This window comes from Streptomyces sp. NBC_00028 (assembly GCF_045041065.1).
Taxonomy (GTDB): Bacteria; Actinomycetota; Actinomycetes; order Streptomycetales; family Streptomycetaceae; genus Streptomyces.
Map to the genome: position 1 here is coordinate 7,970,575 of NZ_CP108293.1, position 16,376 is coordinate 7,986,950.

At 67.7% G+C, this 16,376-nt stretch carries 17 protein-coding genes; 16 read left to right on the forward strand and 1 reads right to left on the reverse strand.

Annotation, left to right across the window (positions count from 1 at the left end; translation table 11 throughout):
- Positions 1-473: 473 nt before the first annotated feature.
- The 6 genes from arc to prcA all read left to right on the forward strand — a co-directional run bounded on the left by arc (position 474) and on the right by prcA (position 6,658).
- A complete protein-coding gene (gene arc / locus OG885_RS35930) occupies positions 474-2,240 on the forward strand; it encodes a proteasome ATPase (protein WP_399957874.1) in 1,767 nt (588 codons plus the stop codon).
- Positions 2,241-2,484: 244 nt separating this feature from the next.
- A complete protein-coding gene (gene dop, locus OG885_RS35935; RefSeq protein ID WP_399957877.1) occupies positions 2,485-3,996 on the forward strand; it encodes a depupylase/deamidase Dop in 1,512 nt (503 codons plus the stop codon).
- Positions 3,997-4,184: 188 nt separating this feature from the next.
- Positions 4,185-4,403 carry a ubiquitin-like protein Pup gene (locus tag OG885_RS35940; protein WP_329341088.1) on the forward strand — a complete coding sequence of 73 codons (219 nt, stop codon included), beginning with the start codon at positions 4,185-4,187 and terminating at the stop codon, positions 4,401-4,403.
- A 49-nt stretch (positions 4,404-4,452) separates the two neighbouring features.
- The gene (locus OG885_RS35945) at positions 4,453-5,058 is read left to right on the forward strand and encodes an endonuclease VII domain-containing protein (protein WP_405738856.1); all 606 of its coding nucleotides are present in this window, start codon (positions 4,453-4,455) and stop codon (positions 5,056-5,058) included.
- Complete coding sequence (prcB, locus tag OG885_RS35950) at positions 5,010-5,855, forward strand: proteasome subunit beta (RefSeq protein WP_405738859.1); 846 nt, start codon at positions 5,010-5,012, stop codon at positions 5,853-5,855. Before OG885_RS35945 ends, prcB begins: the two co-directional genes overlap by 49 nt.
- A gap of 65 nt (positions 5,856-5,920) precedes the next feature.
- The gene (gene prcA, locus OG885_RS35955) at positions 5,921-6,658 is read left to right on the forward strand and encodes a proteasome subunit alpha (RefSeq protein ID WP_329341091.1); all 738 of its coding nucleotides are present in this window, start codon (positions 5,921-5,923) and stop codon (positions 6,656-6,658) included.
- 106 nt (positions 6,659-6,764) lie between these two features.
- Here the strand turns inward: prcA and OG885_RS35960 are convergent, their stop codons facing one another.
- Positions 6,765-7,826, reverse strand: a complete 1,062-nt coding sequence (locus OG885_RS35960; RefSeq protein ID WP_405738862.1) for a LacI family DNA-binding transcriptional regulator — start codon at positions 7,824-7,826, stop codon at positions 6,765-6,767.
- 65 nt (positions 7,827-7,891) lie between these two features.
- Here OG885_RS35960 and OG885_RS35965 point away from each other — a divergent pair, with 65 nt between their 5' ends.
- From OG885_RS35965 to tatC, 10 genes are all read left to right on the forward strand, one after another.
- Positions 7,892-9,151 carry an MFS transporter gene (locus tag OG885_RS35965; RefSeq protein WP_405738865.1) on the forward strand — a complete coding sequence of 420 codons (1,260 nt, stop codon included), beginning with the start codon at positions 7,892-7,894 and terminating at the stop codon, positions 9,149-9,151.
- 9 nt (positions 9,152-9,160) lie between these two features.
- Positions 9,161-10,522 (forward strand): Pup--protein ligase, encoded by a 1,362-nt coding sequence (gene pafA / locus OG885_RS35970; protein WP_059196529.1) that lies wholly within the window; start codon positions 9,161-9,163, stop codon positions 10,520-10,522.
- A gap of 128 nt (positions 10,523-10,650) precedes the next feature.
- Positions 10,651-11,652, forward strand: a complete 1,002-nt coding sequence (locus OG885_RS35975; protein ID WP_405738867.1) for an FKBP-type peptidyl-prolyl cis-trans isomerase — start codon at positions 10,651-10,653, stop codon at positions 11,650-11,652.
- Between the two features lie 61 nt (positions 11,653-11,713).
- Positions 11,714-12,085, forward strand: coding sequence for an FKBP-type peptidyl-prolyl cis-trans isomerase (locus OG885_RS35980; protein ID WP_079311559.1), 372 nt, complete (start codon positions 11,714-11,716; stop codon positions 12,083-12,085).
- A gap of 148 nt (positions 12,086-12,233) precedes the next feature.
- Positions 12,234-13,187 (forward strand): helix-turn-helix transcriptional regulator, encoded by a 954-nt coding sequence (locus OG885_RS35985; protein ID WP_405738870.1) that lies wholly within the window; start codon positions 12,234-12,236, stop codon positions 13,185-13,187.
- Between the two features lie 19 nt (positions 13,188-13,206).
- A complete protein-coding gene (locus OG885_RS35990) occupies positions 13,207-14,247 on the forward strand; it encodes a helix-turn-helix transcriptional regulator (protein WP_399957898.1) in 1,041 nt (346 codons plus the stop codon).
- A gap of 74 nt (positions 14,248-14,321) precedes the next feature.
- A complete protein-coding gene (locus OG885_RS35995; protein WP_399958567.1) occupies positions 14,322-14,582 on the forward strand; it encodes a hypothetical protein in 261 nt (86 codons plus the stop codon).
- Positions 14,583-14,592: 10 nt separating this feature from the next.
- A complete protein-coding gene (locus OG885_RS36000) occupies positions 14,593-14,787 on the forward strand; it encodes a hypothetical protein (protein WP_399957901.1) in 195 nt (64 codons plus the stop codon).
- Positions 14,788-15,048: 261 nt separating this feature from the next.
- Positions 15,049-15,339, forward strand: a complete 291-nt coding sequence (tatA, locus tag OG885_RS36005; RefSeq protein ID WP_329341106.1) for a Sec-independent protein translocase subunit TatA — start codon at positions 15,049-15,051, stop codon at positions 15,337-15,339.
- A 47-nt stretch (positions 15,340-15,386) separates the two neighbouring features.
- Positions 15,387-16,352, forward strand: a complete 966-nt coding sequence (gene tatC / locus OG885_RS36010) for a twin-arginine translocase subunit TatC (protein ID WP_405738875.1) — start codon at positions 15,387-15,389, stop codon at positions 16,350-16,352.
- The last annotated feature ends 24 nt before the right edge of the window (positions 16,353-16,376 follow it).

The following is a 16,376-nucleotide window of genomic DNA, read 5'->3' on the forward strand; positions in this document are numbered from 1 at the left end:
CACCCTTCGCAAGCACCTCGAACCTCACTCGCACACCGGTCGGACGAGCCCCCGGCCCACACCTGTGCGCCCCCCGTGCCACAGCCCCGACGGCCCACCCCGGCCCCCCACGGACCCGAGCCGCCGTGACGCACCCCACCCGCCCGCACACGCTCCGTCATCACCACCTCGCTACCACCCGACCCACGACACGCCCCCGCAGAGTGGCCGCCGAAGGCCCGATCCGCCGGAGCCGCAGCGCCCCGACCGGCGGCGCTGCGAGCAACTCGCGCCGCCCATGGAACATTTCGAGCACTCCCGCCTTGGAACAGTCCGCTTCTGAATGGCGTTGACTGGGTATTCAGACGGCGTGAGGGAGAGCGCAGGGTGACCGACGACACACCTTGACACTGTTTGTGATCTAGGGGTTTCAATCGACACCCACCCAGGTAGGGTCTGGAAGCGTCCAGCTCCCCTTGGAGGAGGTGAGGACCGTGGCAGCCCACGACGACGACATGAACCGCGGCATCCGCCCGGGACGAGGGTCCGACGACCCGGCCGGGCAGATTGCCTACCTTGAGCAGGAGATCGCCGTCCTGCGACGCAAGCTCGCCGACTCTCCGCGGCACACGAGGATTCTCGAAGAGCGGATCGTCGAGTTGCAGACCAATCTGGCCGGCGTGTCCGCCCAGAACGAGCGACTCGCGAACACGCTCCGCGAGGCCCGCGACCAGATCGTGGCCCTCAAGGAAGAAGTCGACCGGCTCGCACAGCCCCCGGCCGGCTTCGGAGTGTTCCTTCAGGCCAACGAGGACGGCACCGCCGACATCTTCACCGGAGGACGCAAACTCCGGGTGAACGTCAGCCCCAGCGTCGACCTCGAAGAGCTCCGGCGCGGCCAGGAACTGATGCTCAACGAAGCGCTCAACGTGGTCGAGGCCATGGAGTTCGAGAGCGTCGGCGACATCGTCACCCTCAAGGAGATCCTCGAGGACGGCGAACGCGCCCTTGTACAGGGGCACACCGACGAGGAGCGGGTGGTGCGGCTCGCCGAGCCACTGCTGGACATCACCATCCGCCCCGGCGATGCCCTGCTGCTCGAACCCCGTTCCGGCTACGTCTACGAAGTCGTTCCGAAGAGCGAGGTCGAAGAACTCGTCCTCGAAGAAGTCCCCGACATCGGCTACGAACAGATCGGCGGCCTCGGCGGCCAGATCGAAGCCATCCGCGACGCGGTCGAACTGCCGTACCTCTACCCGGACCTGTTCAAGGAGCACGAACTCCGCCCACCCAAGGGCGTCCTGCTCTACGGACCCCCCGGATGCGGCAAGACACTCATCGCCAAGGCCGTCGCCAACTCGCTGGCCAAAAAGGTCGCCGAGGTCACCGGACAGGCCCAGGGCAAGAGCTTCTTCCTCAACATCAAGGGCCCCGAACTCCTCAACAAGTACGTCGGCGAGACCGAGCGACAGATCCGCCTCGTCTTCCAGCGTGCACGCGAGAAGGCCTCCGAAGGCACCCCCGTCATCGTCTTCTTCGACGAGATGGAATCCCTCTTCCGCACCCGCGGATCCGGCGTCAGCTCGGACGTGGAGAACACCATCGTCCCCCAGCTCCTCGCCGAGATCGACGGCGTGGAAGGCCTGCAGAACGTGGTCGTCATCGGCGCCTCCAACCGCGAGGACATGATCGACCCCGCCATCCTGCGCCCCGGCCGCCTGGACGTGAAGATCAAGATCGAACGTCCCGACGCCGAGGCCGCCAAGGACATCTTCGGCAAGTACCTCACCGAACGCCTCCCGCTCCACTCCGACGACCTCGGAGAGCACGGCGGCAGCAGGACGACCACCGTCGAAAGCATGATCCAGACGGCCGTCGAGCACATGTACGCCGAATCCGAGGAAAACCGCTTCCTGGAAGTCACCTACGCCAACGGCGACAAGGAAGTCCTCTACTTCAAGGACTTCAACTCCGGCGCCATGATCGAGAACATCGTGGGCCGCGCCAAGAAGATGGCGATCAAGGACTTCCTCGACCACAACTCAAAGGGCCTCCGCGTCTCCCACCTCCTCCAGGCATGCGTGGACGAGTTCAAGGAGAACGAGGACCTCCCCAACACCACCAACCCCGACGACTGGGCCCGCATCTCCGGAAAGAAGGGCGAACGGATCGTCTACATCCGTACCCTCATCACCGGAAAGCAGGGCGCCGACACCGGACGCTCCATCGACACGGTGGCGAACACCGGACAGTACCTGTAAAAAACAGGGCGGCTGCGGGTGCCCTCACCGGGTACCCGCAGCCGACTGTTTTTCAGGACACCGTCCCACCAAGAGCATGCAAGGCAATGACGCAAATGATCTCCCCACCAGCGCAAAGCCGTTCTAGGCTCTTCGGTACCGCCGAGTCGCGCAGTGCGGGGACGGGCACCGCACACGCACCGGAGCGCCAGCGGTACTTGAGCGCCGCCCCCGACCGAGGGCGCCGCCGGGCAAGGAGGGCCGCATGACCGTACGGCGAGTAATGGGCATCGAGACGGAGTACGGGATCTCCGTCCCCGGCCACCCCAACGCCAATGCCATGCTCACCTCGTCCCAGATCGTCAACGCCTACGCGGCGGCGATGCACCGGGCCCGCCGGGCCCGCTGGGACTTCGAGGAGGAGAACCCGCTACGGGACGCGCGAGGCTTCGACCTCGCCCGCGAGGCCGCCGACTCCAGCCAGCTCACCGACGAGGACATCGGCCTCGCCAACGTCATCCTCACCAACGGCGCGCGCCTCTACGTCGACCACGCACACCCCGAATACAGCGCCCCCGAAGTCACCAACCCCCGCGACGCCGTCCTCTGGGACAAGGCCGGCGAACGCATCATGGCCGAGGCCGCCGAACGCGCCGCCCAGCTCCCCGGCGCCCAGCCGATCCACCTCTACAAGAACAACACCGACAACAAGGGCGCCAGCTACGGCACGCACGAGAACTACCTGATGAAGCGGGAAACCCCCTTCTCCGACATCGTGCGCCACCTCACCCCCTTCTTCGTCTCCCGCCAGGTCGTCACCGGCGCCGGCCGCGTCGGCATCGGCCAGGACGGCCACGAACACGGCTTCCAGATCAGCCAGCGCGCCGACTACTTCGAGGTCGAGGTAGGCCTGGAGACCACCCTCAAGCGCCCGATCATCAACACCCGCGACGAGCCGCACGCCGACGCCGAGAAGTACCGCCGCCTGCACGTGATCATCGGCGACGCGAACCTGTCGGAGATCTCGACCTACCTGAAACTCGGCACGACCGCCCTCGTCCTCTCCATGATCGAAGACGGCTTCATCGCCGTGGACCTGGCCGTGGACCAGCCCGTCCGCACCCTCCACCAGGTCTCCCACGACCCGACCCTGCAACGGCTGGTCACCCTCCGCAGCGGCCGGACACTCACCGCGGTCCAACTCCAGATGGAGTACTTCGAGCTCTCCCGCAAATACGTGGAGGAGCGCTTCGGTGCCGACGCCGACGAACAGACCAAGGACGTCCTCGCCCGCTGGGAAGACACTCTCAACCGACTCGAGAACGACCCCATGAGCCTCGCGGGCGAACTCGACTGGGTCGCCAAGCGGGAGCTCATGGAGGGCTACCGCCGCCGGGACGGCTTGGACTGGGACGCGGCGAAGCTCCACCTCCTGGACCTCCAGTACGCCGACGTACGCGCCGAGAAGGGCCTCTACAACCGCCTCGCGGCCCGCGGCCGCATGAAGCGGCTCCTGGACGAGGCCGACGTCGAGCGCGCCCGTACCAAGCCCCCGGAGGACACCCGCGCCTACTTCCGCGGCCGCTGCCTGGAGCAGTACGCCGACGACGTCGCCGCGGCCTCCTGGGACTCGGTCATCTTCGACCTCCCGGGCCGGGACTCCCTCCAGCGGGTCCCAACCCTCGAACCACTACGCGGAACGCGAAATCACGTCAAGGAGCTCCTGGACCGCTGTCGCACGGCGGAAGACCTGGTCAGGGTCCTGTCGGGCGGCTGAGCGGGTACCCGGGCAGTGTCGGCCGGGCAGGGTGGAAATCCCCCTGTCCGGGAATCATCGAGATGGCTCCCGCACGTTGAGGAAACTGCGGGGCCGATGTCAGACCCGGCTTGTAGGGTCTGATCATCACCGATCGGCGGATAGCCGACCTGGCGACCATGTCGGGCGAAACGAGCGGGGTGAGGGTTATGGCAACCAAGGACACCGGCGGCGGCCAGCAGAAGGCGACGCGCTCCACGGAAGAGGCCGAGGAGCAGACTGCGGAAGCGCAGGGCTCGGAAGACCTCAAGGAGCGCCACGAGAAGCTGAGCGATGACGTGGACTCCGTTCTCGATGAGATCGATGACGTACTCGAGGAAAATGCCGAGGACTTCGTGCGCTCATTCGTGCAAAAAGGTGGAGAGTAAAGGTCGTTTGGCCTCCTTGCCTTCGAAGTGAAGGTGGTGGGGGAGTAGGGTGGCTGACGAGTCGAACGCGAAGCAGTGCAGAAAGTGCCAGCGAGATCTGCCGCTTGCTGCATTTGCGCGGGACAGGAATCGGCTTGATGGCCTTCAGGTGCACTGCCGGGAGTGCGTGGCGGAGTACAGCGCCGCGCACTACCGGCGGCGCCGGGAAGCCATGGGCAAGGCGGTTCGAGAGCACGTGGAAGTCCCGGCCGGGCACAAGCTCTGTCGGACATGTGGCGAGGTCAAGCCGCACAGCGAGTGGCATCGCAACGCAACAGCGTCCGACGGCCTGTCGACACGCTGCAAGGCGTGCCGGGCGGTCCAGGGAAGACAGGACCACCTGAAGCGTCAGTACGGCATGACCGAAGCCGAGCGTGACGAGATGGTCGCCTCTCAGATGGGGCTCTGTGTGATCTGTCTGAAGGCTCCGGCCGTGCATGTGGATCATTGCCACAAGACGGGTAGGGTCCGAGGCGTACTGTGCTTCAACTGCAATTCGGCCATCGGCAAGTTGGGAGACGATCCCGACGCCGTCCGTCGGGCCGCCGCTTACTTGGAAGGAATCGCGTGGAAGCCAACACTCGTATCACCGGGCGTCTACCAGCTGCCTTCCTGACGCCTGGGTCCTCGTCCTTCATGGACTTCCTCTCCGAGCACCAGCCGGAGCTGCTGCCCGGTAAGCGTCAACTCCCGCCTGTGCAGGGCGTGATCGAGGCGCCGCACGGGACGACGATCGTGGCTGTGACGTTCCCCGGGGGCGTCGTGCTCGCGGGTGACCGTCGGGCGACGATGGGGAATGTCATCGCGCAGCGGGACATCGAGAAGGTGTTCCCGGCGGACGAGTACTCGGCCGTCGGTATCGCCGGCACCGCCGGCCTCGCTGTCGAGATGGTGAAGCTCTTCCAGTTGGAGCTGGAGCACTTCGAGAAGGTCGAGGGTGCTCAGCTGTCGCTGGAGGGCAAGGCCAATCGGCTGTCGACCATGATTCGGTCCAACCTTGGTATGGCGATGCAGGGGCTGGCCGTCGTGCCGCTCTTCGCGGGCTATGACGTCGACCGGGAGCGGGGTCGGATCTTCTCGTACGACGTCACGGGTGGTCGTTCCGAGGAGCAGAACTACGCTGCGACCGGTTCGGGCTCGATCTTCGCGCGCGGTGCGATGAAGAAGCTGTTCCGTGAGGATCTGAGCGAGGAGCAGGCGACCACGCTCGTGGTGCAGGCTCTGTACGACGCGGCTGACGACGACTCGGCGACCGGTGGTCCCGATGTCGCTCGCCGGATCTATCCGATCGTCACCGTGATCACCGAGGACGGTTTCCGTCGGCTGACCGATGAGGAGTCGTCCGAGATCGCCCGTTCGATCCTGGAGCGGCGTCTGGAGCAGCCGGACGGCCCGCGGGCCGCGCTGCTGTAGGCGCGGGGCGTTCTGTTCTTGTCCGGGTGATCGCAGTGACTTCTACAGAAAGGGACGGATAACCGGTGTCGACGCCGTTCTATGTCTCCCCCCAGCAGGCGATGGCCGACCGGGCGGAGTATGCCCGTAAGGGCATCGCGCGTGGTCGCAGCCTGGTTGTGCTGCAGTATGCCGACGGCATTGTGTTCGTCGGTGAGAACCCGTCCCGTGCGCTGCACAAGTTCAGCGAGATCTATGACCGGATCGGTTTCGCGGCCGCCGGTAAGTACAACGAGTACGAGAACCTGCGGATCGGCGGTGTGCGGTATGCCGATCTTCGTGGGTACACGTATGACCGTGATGACGTGACGGCGCGTGGTCTGGCGAACGTGTACGCGCAGACGTTGGGCACGATCTTCTCCTCCGCGGCTGAGAAGCCGTACGAGGTGGAGTTGGTCGTGGCGGAGGTCGGTGACACGCCTGAGGGTGACCAGATCTATCGGCTGCCGCATGACGGTTCGATCGTGGACGAGCATGGTTCGGTCGCGGTCGGTGGCAATGCGGAGCAGATCAGCAGCTATCTGGATCAGCGTCATCAGGACGGTATGAGTCTGGCCGAGGCGTTGAAGCTGGCGGTGCAGGCGCTGTCGCGGGATACGAACGGCACGGAGCGGGAGATTCCGGCGGAGCGGCTGGAGGTCGCGGTGCTGGACCGTACGCGTCCGCAGCAGCGGAAGTTCAAGCGGATCGTGGGTCGTCAGCTGGCGCGGTTGCTGGAGACCGATGGTGCGGAGACCGAGGCGGAGAGCTCCGAGGAGGAGTAGGGGGCCGGTCTCGAGGATCGGCTTCTCTTGAGGATCGGCTTCGGTTGTTCTGAGTGTTTCCCCTTCTGTGCCCCGGCCCGGGTCTCCCGGCCGGGGCACAGGGCGTTCAGGGGGTGCTGGGTGGGGCTGTGGAGGCTCGGACGACGAGTTCGACCGGGATGTCCCCTGCGTCCGGTGTGCGGCCGTCCAGGACGGCCAGGAGGGCTTGCATGCCGCGTTCCCCGAAGAGTTCGGCGTCCAGTCGTACGGTCGTCAGTTCGGGGTCGAGGGCGGCGGCGAGGGCGATGTCGTCGACGCCGGTGACGGAGATGTCCTCGGGGATGCGCAGGCCGTGGCGGCGCAGGGCTTTGTAGGCGCCGGCGGCGAGTTTGTCGTCGTCGCAGACGAGGGCGGTGGGCCGGGGGCCGGGGGCCGCGAGGGCTGTTTCCGTGGCCGTCAGGGCGCCTTCGATGGACATCGGGGTGGGGGCTGTGCGCAGGGATGTTCCGGGTACGGCGTCGAGTCGTTCGGCGAGGGCGCGTGCGCGTACCTCGAAGGTCCAGGACGGGATGTCGGCGGCAAGGTGCAGGAAGTGGCGGTGGCCGAGGCCGAGGAGGTGGTCGGCGACCTGGCGGGTGCCGTCGGTGATGTCGAGGTTCACGGTGGCGGCGCCGAGGCTGCCTTCGGGGTCGCTGTCGAGCATGACGAGGGGGAGTTGGTCGCCGCGGATGGCGGTGAGGGCGTCGGCGGCCATGGAGGAGGCGAGGACGCCGTCGAGGGCGGCCTGGGCGGAGGCGAAGGGGTTCTTGGCGGGGCCGACGCCTTCGGGGGAGGGGTAGAGGACGACGCCGAAGCCGTGGGTGGCGGCGACGCGGGCGGCGCCGGTGTAGACGCCGGCGAAGAACTCGGTGGTGAGGGCGGGGACGACCAGGAGGACGGTGCGGGTGCGGCCGAGGCGGAGGTTGCGGGCGGCGAGGTTGGGGCGGTAGCCGAGGTCGCGGGCGGCTTCGCGGACGCGTTGCGCGGTGGTCTCGGAGACCCGGCCGCGCCATTTGTCGCCGAGGACGAGGGAGACCGCGGCCTGGGAGACTCCGGCGGCCTGGGCCACGTCACGGCTGGTGGGGCGGGTGCTGCCTCCTCGTGCCACCGGGTGCCTGCTCTTTCGTCTGGACTGGGGAACAGCGCACATGGTACGTATGACGACGGACGTTATACGTAACACTTCGGTGCTGTCGCCGACGGGAAGGGTGGATCATGGCCGCGGGCTACGGGGAGATCCTCAGGGCGAGGCATGCGACGCGGCTGCTCGTCGGCACGCTCGTGGGGCGGCTGCCCAACGCCATCGCGGCGATCGCGATCGTGCTGTTCATCCGCGCCGAGGGGGGCAGCTACAGCCTCGCGGGCGCCCTGGCGGCGGTGTACGGCGTCGCGAACGCCGTGGGCCAGCCGGTGCTGGGGCGGCTGGTCGACCTGTACGGGCAGCCGCGGGTGCAACTGCCGGCCGCGGTCCTGTCGGCGCTGGCGATGACCGTGTTCGCGTTCACCGGGACCGAGCCGCTCGCGCTCTCCTACGCCGCCGTGGCCGCCGCCGGTCTGTTCACCCCGCCCCTGGAGGGCGGTCTGCGGGCGCTGTGGTCGTCGGTTCTCCCCAAGGAGGACCAGGTGCACACCGCCTACGCCATGGACGCGGTGGCCCAGGAAGTCATGTTCACCGTGGGGCCGTTGCTGCTGACGGTGTGCGCGTCGCTGTGGTCGGCGCAGGCGGCGTTGCTGGTGCTGAACGTCCTCGGGGTGCTGGGCGCGCTCTCCGTGGTCGTGTCGCCGCCCTCGCGCGCGTGGCGGTCGGCGCCGCGGGAGGCGCACTGGCTGGGCGCGTTGCGCTCGCCGGGGCTGCTGGCGCTGCTGGCGGCCTTCCTGTTCGTGGGCGGCGCGCTCGGTTCGGTCGCGGTCACCTCCGTGTCGTACGCGGACGAGCACGGCGGTGACGCGGTGTACGGCTGGATGATGGCGGGCCTGGGGCTGGGTGCCCTGATCGGCGGCACGGTGTACGGGGCGCGGCGGTGGACTGGTGAGCCGGCGCGTCGACTCCAGGTGCTGGTCGCTCTTCTGGCGGCGTGTCAGGTGCCGTTGATGCTGTTGCCCGGCCCGGTTCCCATGGTGCTGCTGACGGTGCTCGCCGGGCTGTTCCTGGCGCCTGCCATCGCGTGTGCGTTCGTGCTCGTCGACCGGCACGCGCCGCGCGGTACGGTCACCGAGGCGTTCTCCTGGCTCGTGACGACGTTCACGGTGGGTTCATCGGTCGGAACGGGCCTCGCGGGGCCGGTCGTGGAGCGGGGCGGGGCCTTGTGGGGTTTCGCCGTGCCGGGGGCCGCCGGGGGCGTGTCGTTGCTGGTTCTGCTGGCCACCGGACGGGTCCTCGCAGCTCCCGGCAGGGGGGCGGTGGTTGCGGCTTCATCGGAAAATGATCCAAACCGTGCTGCCGAACCCCGTTTCAGCACAGGGGATCGGGCGTAATGTTCACTCATGGACCGCCGCATTTTCGGGCTGGAGAACGAGTACGGCGTCACATGTACGTTCAGGGGACAGCGCCGCCTGTCTCCCGACGAGGTGGCGCGGTACCTCTTCCGCCGTGTCGTGTCATGGGGCCGCAGCAGTAACGTCTTTCTGCGAAACGGCGCCCGCCTCTATCTCGATGTCGGGTCACATCCGGAATACGCGACTCCCGAATGTGACAACGTGACGGAACTGGTCACGCACGACAAAGCAGGCGAGCGCATTCTCGAAGGACTCCTGGTGGACGCCGAACGACGCCTGCACGAGGAAGGAATCGCGGGCGACGTCTACCTCTTCAAGAACAACACCGACTCGGCTGGTAACTCCTACGGCTGCCACGAGAACTATCTCGTCGCACGTCACGGGGAGTTCTCCCGGCTCGCGGACATCCTCATTCCGTTCCTCGTCACGCGACAGCTTCTGTGTGGTGCCGGCAAGGTGCTCCAGACGCCGCGGGGCGCGGTCTACTGCGTGAGCCAGCGGGCGGAGCACATCTGGGAGGGCGTCTCCTCGGCGACGACCCGCTCGCGCCCGATCATCAACACGCGTGACGAACCGCACGCGGACGCCGAGCGTTACCGTCGTCTCCACGTCATCGTGGGCGATTCGAACATGTCCGAGACGACCATGCTGCTGAAGGTCGGCGCGACCGACTTGGTGCTGCGCATGATCGAGGCGGGCACCGTGATGCGTGATCTGACGCTGGAGAACCCGATCCGGGCGATCCGCGAGGTCAGCCATGACATCACCGGCCGGCGCAAGGTGCGTCTGGCCAGCGGCCGGGAGGCCTCCGCGCTGGAGGTGCAGCGCGAGTACTACGAGAAGGCCGTGGACTTCTGTGAGCGCCGGGGCATCCGCACCGGCACCGTGGAGCAGGTCCTGGAGCTGTGGGGCCGCACGCTGGACGCGATCGAGGCCGAGGACCTCGACCGGATCGGCACCGAGATCGACTGGGTGATGAAGTACAAGCTCATCGAGCGGTACCGGGCCAAGCACAACATGACCATGTCGCATCCGCGGGTCGCGCAGATAGACCTCGCGTATCACGACATCCACCGCCGTCGTGGGCTGTACTACCTTCTGGAGCGGAAGGGGCAAGCGGCCCGTATCTGCAACGACTTGAAGATCTTCGAGGGCAAGTCCGTGCCCCCGCAGACCACTCGGGCCCGTCTTCGCGGTGACTTCATCCGCCGGGCCCAGGAGCAGCGCCGGGACTTCACGGTCGACTGGGTCCATCTCAAGCTGAACGACCAGGCGCAGCGCACGGTGTTGTGCAAGGACCCGTTCCGTTCGGTGGACGATCGGGTGGAGAAGCTGATCGCCGGTATGTGAGTCGGGTGTTCCGGTCGGATTGCCGGAACGCAACACGGGCGCCGTACGTTTTCCGTACGGCGCCCTTCTCACGCCGTAGAGTTGCGCGCACGCCATCAACAAGATCGATCGATTACGAGGCCTCCACCGTGCGCCGACGCTCACTTCTCATTGCCGTACCCGCAGGAATGGCCACGCTCGCGGCGTGCAACGACGACGAGGGGGCGAGCGAGTCCAAGGCGAGCGACAGCCCTTCCCCGTCGGCGTCGGCGACGTCCGCCGCGCCGGCGCCGAAGATCGTCGACGGTCCGCTTCCGGCGATCACGGCGGGGACCAAGTTCGGCGAGAAGCCCACGGTCGCCAAGGGCAGCGGTGACCCGTCCGACCAGGTCGCGGTGAAGACGGTGATCGCGGGCAACGGCCAGACGGTCGCGGAGAACGACTTCATCCAGGCGAACTACCTGGGTCAGATCTGGGACACGGCGAAGGTCTTCGACAACTCCTACGACCGTAAGACGCCGCTGGTGATCCAGCTCGCGCAGAGCGCGATCATCGACAGCTGGCGTTACGCCCTGGCGGGCAAGAAGGTGGGCAGCCGGGTGCTGCTGTCCACCGCGCCCACGTGGGGGTACGGCAAGGAGGGCAACTCGTCGGCGGGCATCAAGGGCACCGACACGCTGGTCTTCGTCGTCGACATCGAGGGCACGTTCAACGCGAAGAGCTCGGCCAAGGGCAAGACGGTCGCCCAGGACGCCGGCCTGCCGAAGGTGGGCACCAACACCGACGGCAAGGCGCCGACCATCGACGTGCCCAAGGCCGACGCGCCGAAGAAGCTGGTCGCGGAGTACGTGATCGAGGGTGACGGTGACGAGGTCAAGGCGGAGAACACCGTCCTCGTCCAGTACAAGGGTGTGCTGTGGGACACCGGCAAGGAGTTCGACTCGACGTACAGCCGCAAGGCGCTGACGTCGTTCTCGTTGCAGCAGGTCGTCAAGGGCTGGGCGCAGGGGCTGACCGGCAAGAAGGTCGGCAGCCGCGTCCTCATCGTGATCCCGCCGGACCTGGGCTACGGCGACAACCCGCCGAGCGGCAGCGGCATCTCGAAGGACTCGACGCTGGTCTTCACCGTGGACATCCTCGCGAAGATGTGAGCCCTGCCAGGGTGTAAGACTGTCCCTGTTGCCTTTCCGTGAACAAGCAGGAGCTAGTGACGTGAGCATCGACAAGCCCGAGATCGACTTCCCGGGCGGCGAGCCCCCGGCGGACCTCGAGATCAAGGACATCTGGGAGGGTGACGGCGAGGTCGCGCAGGCCGGTCAGAACGTGACCGTGCACTACGTGGGTGTCGCCTTCAGCACCGGCGAGGAGTTCGACGCCAGCTGGAACCGCGGTACGCCGTTCAAGTTCCCGCTCGGTGGCGGCCGGGTCATCAAGGGCTGGGACCAGGGCGTGCAGGGCATGAAGGTCGGTGGCCGTCGCCAGCTGACCATCCCCGCGCACCTCGCCTACGGCAACCAGAGCCCGACCCCGGCGATCAAGCCGGGCGAGACGCTGATCTTCGTGGTCGACCTGATCGCCGTCTGATCGTCCTGTCTGACGTGTGATCGTCACACGATCGGTCTCGATCGGCTGGGGCCCATGCCTGTCCGGGCATGGGCCCTCGGCTTTTGCCTCGCCACCGCGGGGCGGTACGGTCGTCGTCGTCAAGCACATAGGGAGGCGAAGGGCGTCGATGGCCATTGCCAAGGCCGAGCGGCTGATGAACCTGGCGCTGTGTCTGCTGGGGACGCGCAGGCCGCTCAGCAAGCGTGAGCTGCGTGAGTCCATCGAGGCCTACCTCGAAGCAAGTTCCGATGACAGCTTCAACCGGATGTTCGAGCGCGACAAGGACGATCTGCGCGAACTCGGACTCGTCATCGAGACCGTGGAGAACCTGGACGGCGAGGTCGGCTATCTCGCCCGCCGGGACAGCAACCGGCTGCCGCCCATCACGCTCGACGCCGAGGAGGCCGCGGCCCTGGGGCTGGCCGCCAAGGTGTGGCAGCAGGCGCGCCTGGCGGGCGCGGCCAGTGGCGCCCTGCAGAAGCTGCGCGCGGCCGGACTGCCGGAGGACGTCGACCCGTACGAGGCGCACGGCGCCCTGGAGCCCCGTATCCCGGTGCACGAGGCCGCGTTCGAGCCGCTGATGCTGGCCTGCCGCGACCGGCGCCCGGTCGTCTTCGACTACCGCAAGGCCACCGCCGCCCACCCGGAGACCCGGCATGTGGAGCCGTGGGCCCTGGAGTGCTGGCGCGGGCACTGGTATCTGGCGGGCTGGGACCGCGACCGGGGTGCCGAGCGGGTCTTCCGGCTGTCGCGGATCACCGGCAAGGTGCGCTCGCGCGGCAGCAGCTTCACCGCGCCGGTGCCCGATGTCGTCACCGTCCGGGAGACCGTCGCGAGCTGGGCGGGGGAGACCGCCGACCGCAGCGCGCTGATCCGGCTGCGCACGGACGCCGGTTATCCGCTGCGGGCGAAGGCCACCGCGGTGCGGGAACTCGGGGGCGGCTGGGACGAGTTGGAGATTCCGTACGGCCACGGCCTGGACGCCTGGCTGGTGGAGTTCGGTCCTGACGTGGTCGTTCTGGAGCCGGCCGAGCTGCGGGCCGACGTGGTGGACCGGCTGCGTGCCGTGGCCAAGGGCTGAGGGGGAGCGGGAAACAACTGTGGCAGGCAAACCGGTCAGGCCCGTCAACGCCATCGACCAGACCCGGCGGATGCTGTCGCTGGTGACCTATCTCAAGGAGCGGCCCGGCGCCCGCGTCGAGGACGTGGCCCGTGCCTTCGGGATCACCGAGGACGAGCTGGTCTCGGACCTCGACGTGCTGCCCATGTGCGGCACCAGCTTCCGTGGTGGTGATCTCCTCGACATCGACACCGACGGTGAGCGCATCTGGTGGCACAACCCGGCCGCGCTCGGTGAGGAGACCGCCGAACCGCTCAGGCTCGCCGCCGACGAGGCCACCGCGCTGCTCGTCGCCGCCCGCGCGGTGTCCACGCTGCCCGGTCTGCGCGAGGGCGACCGGCAGGCGCTGCTGCGGGCCACCGCCAAGGTGGAGGCCGCCGCCGGTGAGCAGGCGGGGGCGAGCTCCCGGCTGTCGGTGACCTTCGAGTCGGAGGGCGGGGTCTTCGCCGACGTCGACCGCGCGATCTCCGAGCGGCGCCGGCTGTGGATCCGCTACTACTCGCCCGCCCGCGACGAGCTCAGCGAGCGCGAGATCGACCCGATCCGCCTGGTCAGCGTCGGTCACACCTACGTCGAGGCCTGGTGCCGGCGTTCCGAGGCGCGCCGCACCTTCCGGCTCGACCGGGTCGCCGAGATCAGGATCCTCGACGAGCCGTCCGCGCCGCCCGAGATCGAGCTGCGGGACCTCTCCGAGGCGCTGGTGCAGCCGGCCGCCGAGGACCCGGAGGTCGTCGTCGAGGTGGGCCCGGGCGGTCGCTGGGTCGCCGAGTACTACCCGCACGACAGTGCGGATGAGCTTTCGGACGGCGGTCTGCGTATCACCCTGCGCACCCCCGACCCGGCCTCCCTGCGCCGGCTGGCGCTGAGGCTCGGCCGGGACGGCCGCATCGTCTCACCGAGCGGGCTTGCCGACAGTGCCCGGCAGGCGGCCCGGGAGGCGCTGGCGGCGTACGACGGGGTCGAGGTGCAGGTCGACGTACGGGTCGATGGCCAGGACGACAGGCAGGAGCAGGGGCTTTGAGCGAGTCGGCTACCTCCGGTACGGCGACCACTGGTGCGGTCATCTCTGGTACGGCTGCCCCCGGTGCGGTGGGGATGTCCGTGGCGGCTGCCTTCTCGGGGATGAGGAGCGTCTCCCCGATGGTGTTCCGGGCCGGCTGCCCGGACTGCCGGGGGCGCTTCGAGCTCGCCGCGAGCGCTCTGCGGCTGGCCATCGGTGCCACCAGCAAGACCACGTTCTACTCGTTCACCTGCCCGGACTGCGGGGTCTCCGTGCGCAAGCCGGCCGGGGAGCGGATCGTGGAGCTGCTCACCGGCGGCGGGGTCAGGACACTGCGCCTGCACTCCACCCTCTAGGGTCGACTCCATGTTCTGGTCGATGTTCGCCGTCGCTGTGGGCTTCCTGGGGATCGCCGTGCTCGGCGTGCTCGCCGTACGGGTCTTCCTGGAGGCGCAGCGTCTTGGACGGCAGGTGACGGACTCCGCGCAGCGCATCAGCCGGGCCGCCGCGGACCTCGAACAGGCCGCCGAGAGCACGGCCCGCTCTGTGGACGCGCTGTGAGACCTGCTGTGCAGCGCATGTGAGTCCTGCGCCGCAAGCGTTTTGGGTCACTTCGCCCTGTCACCCGGATGGCATGGGCAGGTACGCTGCTGGTCGCGGACCGGAGAACGAGGCCCGGACCGCGGACCGGGAGTACGCACGGGGATTGCCTCACGTTTACCCCTGAGCGTTACGATCGCTGACAACACGATCGTTCGGACACCTGTCCGACCGGTCGGACAGCACCCCACCCCAGCCGCCTCGGTGAGAAGGTAAAGACTTATGTTCGGAAGGCTCGGCGCCCCCGAGATCATTCTCATCCTCGTCGTCATCATCCTGCTGTTCGGCGCGAAGAAGCTTCCCGACATGGCGCGCTCGCTCGGCAAGTCCGCCCGCATCCTCAAGAGCGAGGCGAAGGCGATGAAGGACGAGGGCAAGACCACCCCCGCCCCGGCCGACCCGCCCCACACGGACGACCAGCAGGCTTCGGCGCAGCGCATCATCCAGGCGTCTCCCGGTGACGTGACCAGCTCCCGCCCGGTCACCGAGCCGACGGACACGACCAAGCGCTGACGCAGGGCCGGTGACCTCCGGCCCGCCGCACGAGATGGGAACGTGGGTTGCTGAAGTCTGCCCGCAAAGAGGAGAAGGATCCCGAGGGGCGGATGCCCCTTGCGGATCACCTTCGTGAGCTCCGCAACCGGCTTGCGAAGGCCCTGCTGGCCATCGTCGTCGTCACGATCGTCGCCGCCTTCTTCTACAACGACATCATCAACTTCCTGACGAAGCCGATCCTCGACTCGATCGGCTGCTCGCAGAGTTTTGCGGAACTCGCCAGGTCGGGGTCTTCCGACGAAGCCGCCGAGAAGTGCGCCCGGATCACCATCAACGGTCTGCTCGCGCCCTTCAACCTGGCCCTTCAGGTCTCGTTGATGGCCGGTATCGTGATCGCCTCGCCGATCTGGCTGTACCAGCTCTGGGCGTTCGTCGCCCCGGGTCTGCACCGGCACGAGAAGAAGTACGCCTACGCCTTCGTCTTCACCGGTGCCCCGCTGTTCATCGGCGGCGCCTACTTCGCGTACTCGGTGCTCCCCACCACCGCGAAGGTGCTGATCGACTTCACCCCCAACGGCAGCATCGACAACCAGCTGCCGCTCGACGATCTGCTCCAGCTCGTCACCCGCATGGTGATCGTCTTCGGTCTCTCCTTCGAGCTGCCCCTGCTCCTGGTCTTCCTGAACCTCACGGGGATGATCACCGGCAAGCGGATGCTCGGCTGGTGGCGCGGGATGATCATGGGTATCACCGTGTTCGCCGCCGTCGCGACGCCGAGCACGGACCCGCTGAGCATGCTCGCGCTGGCCGGGCCGATCTGGGTGCTGTACTTCGGTGCGACGTTGTTCTCCCTGGTCAACGACAAGCGTCGGCGTCGCCGCGACTCCCTCGGTCCCGCCGACGACGAGGCCTCCGACCTGGATCTCACCCCCGAGGACATCGGCGAGGTCGAGACGGTCTCCGCGAGCCGGGGGGTGCCCGAGCAGTCGTCGGGTCCGGACCGGGTCAACGGTTATGACGACGTGACCTGAAGATCGCGAAGCGGCTCGTAGGGT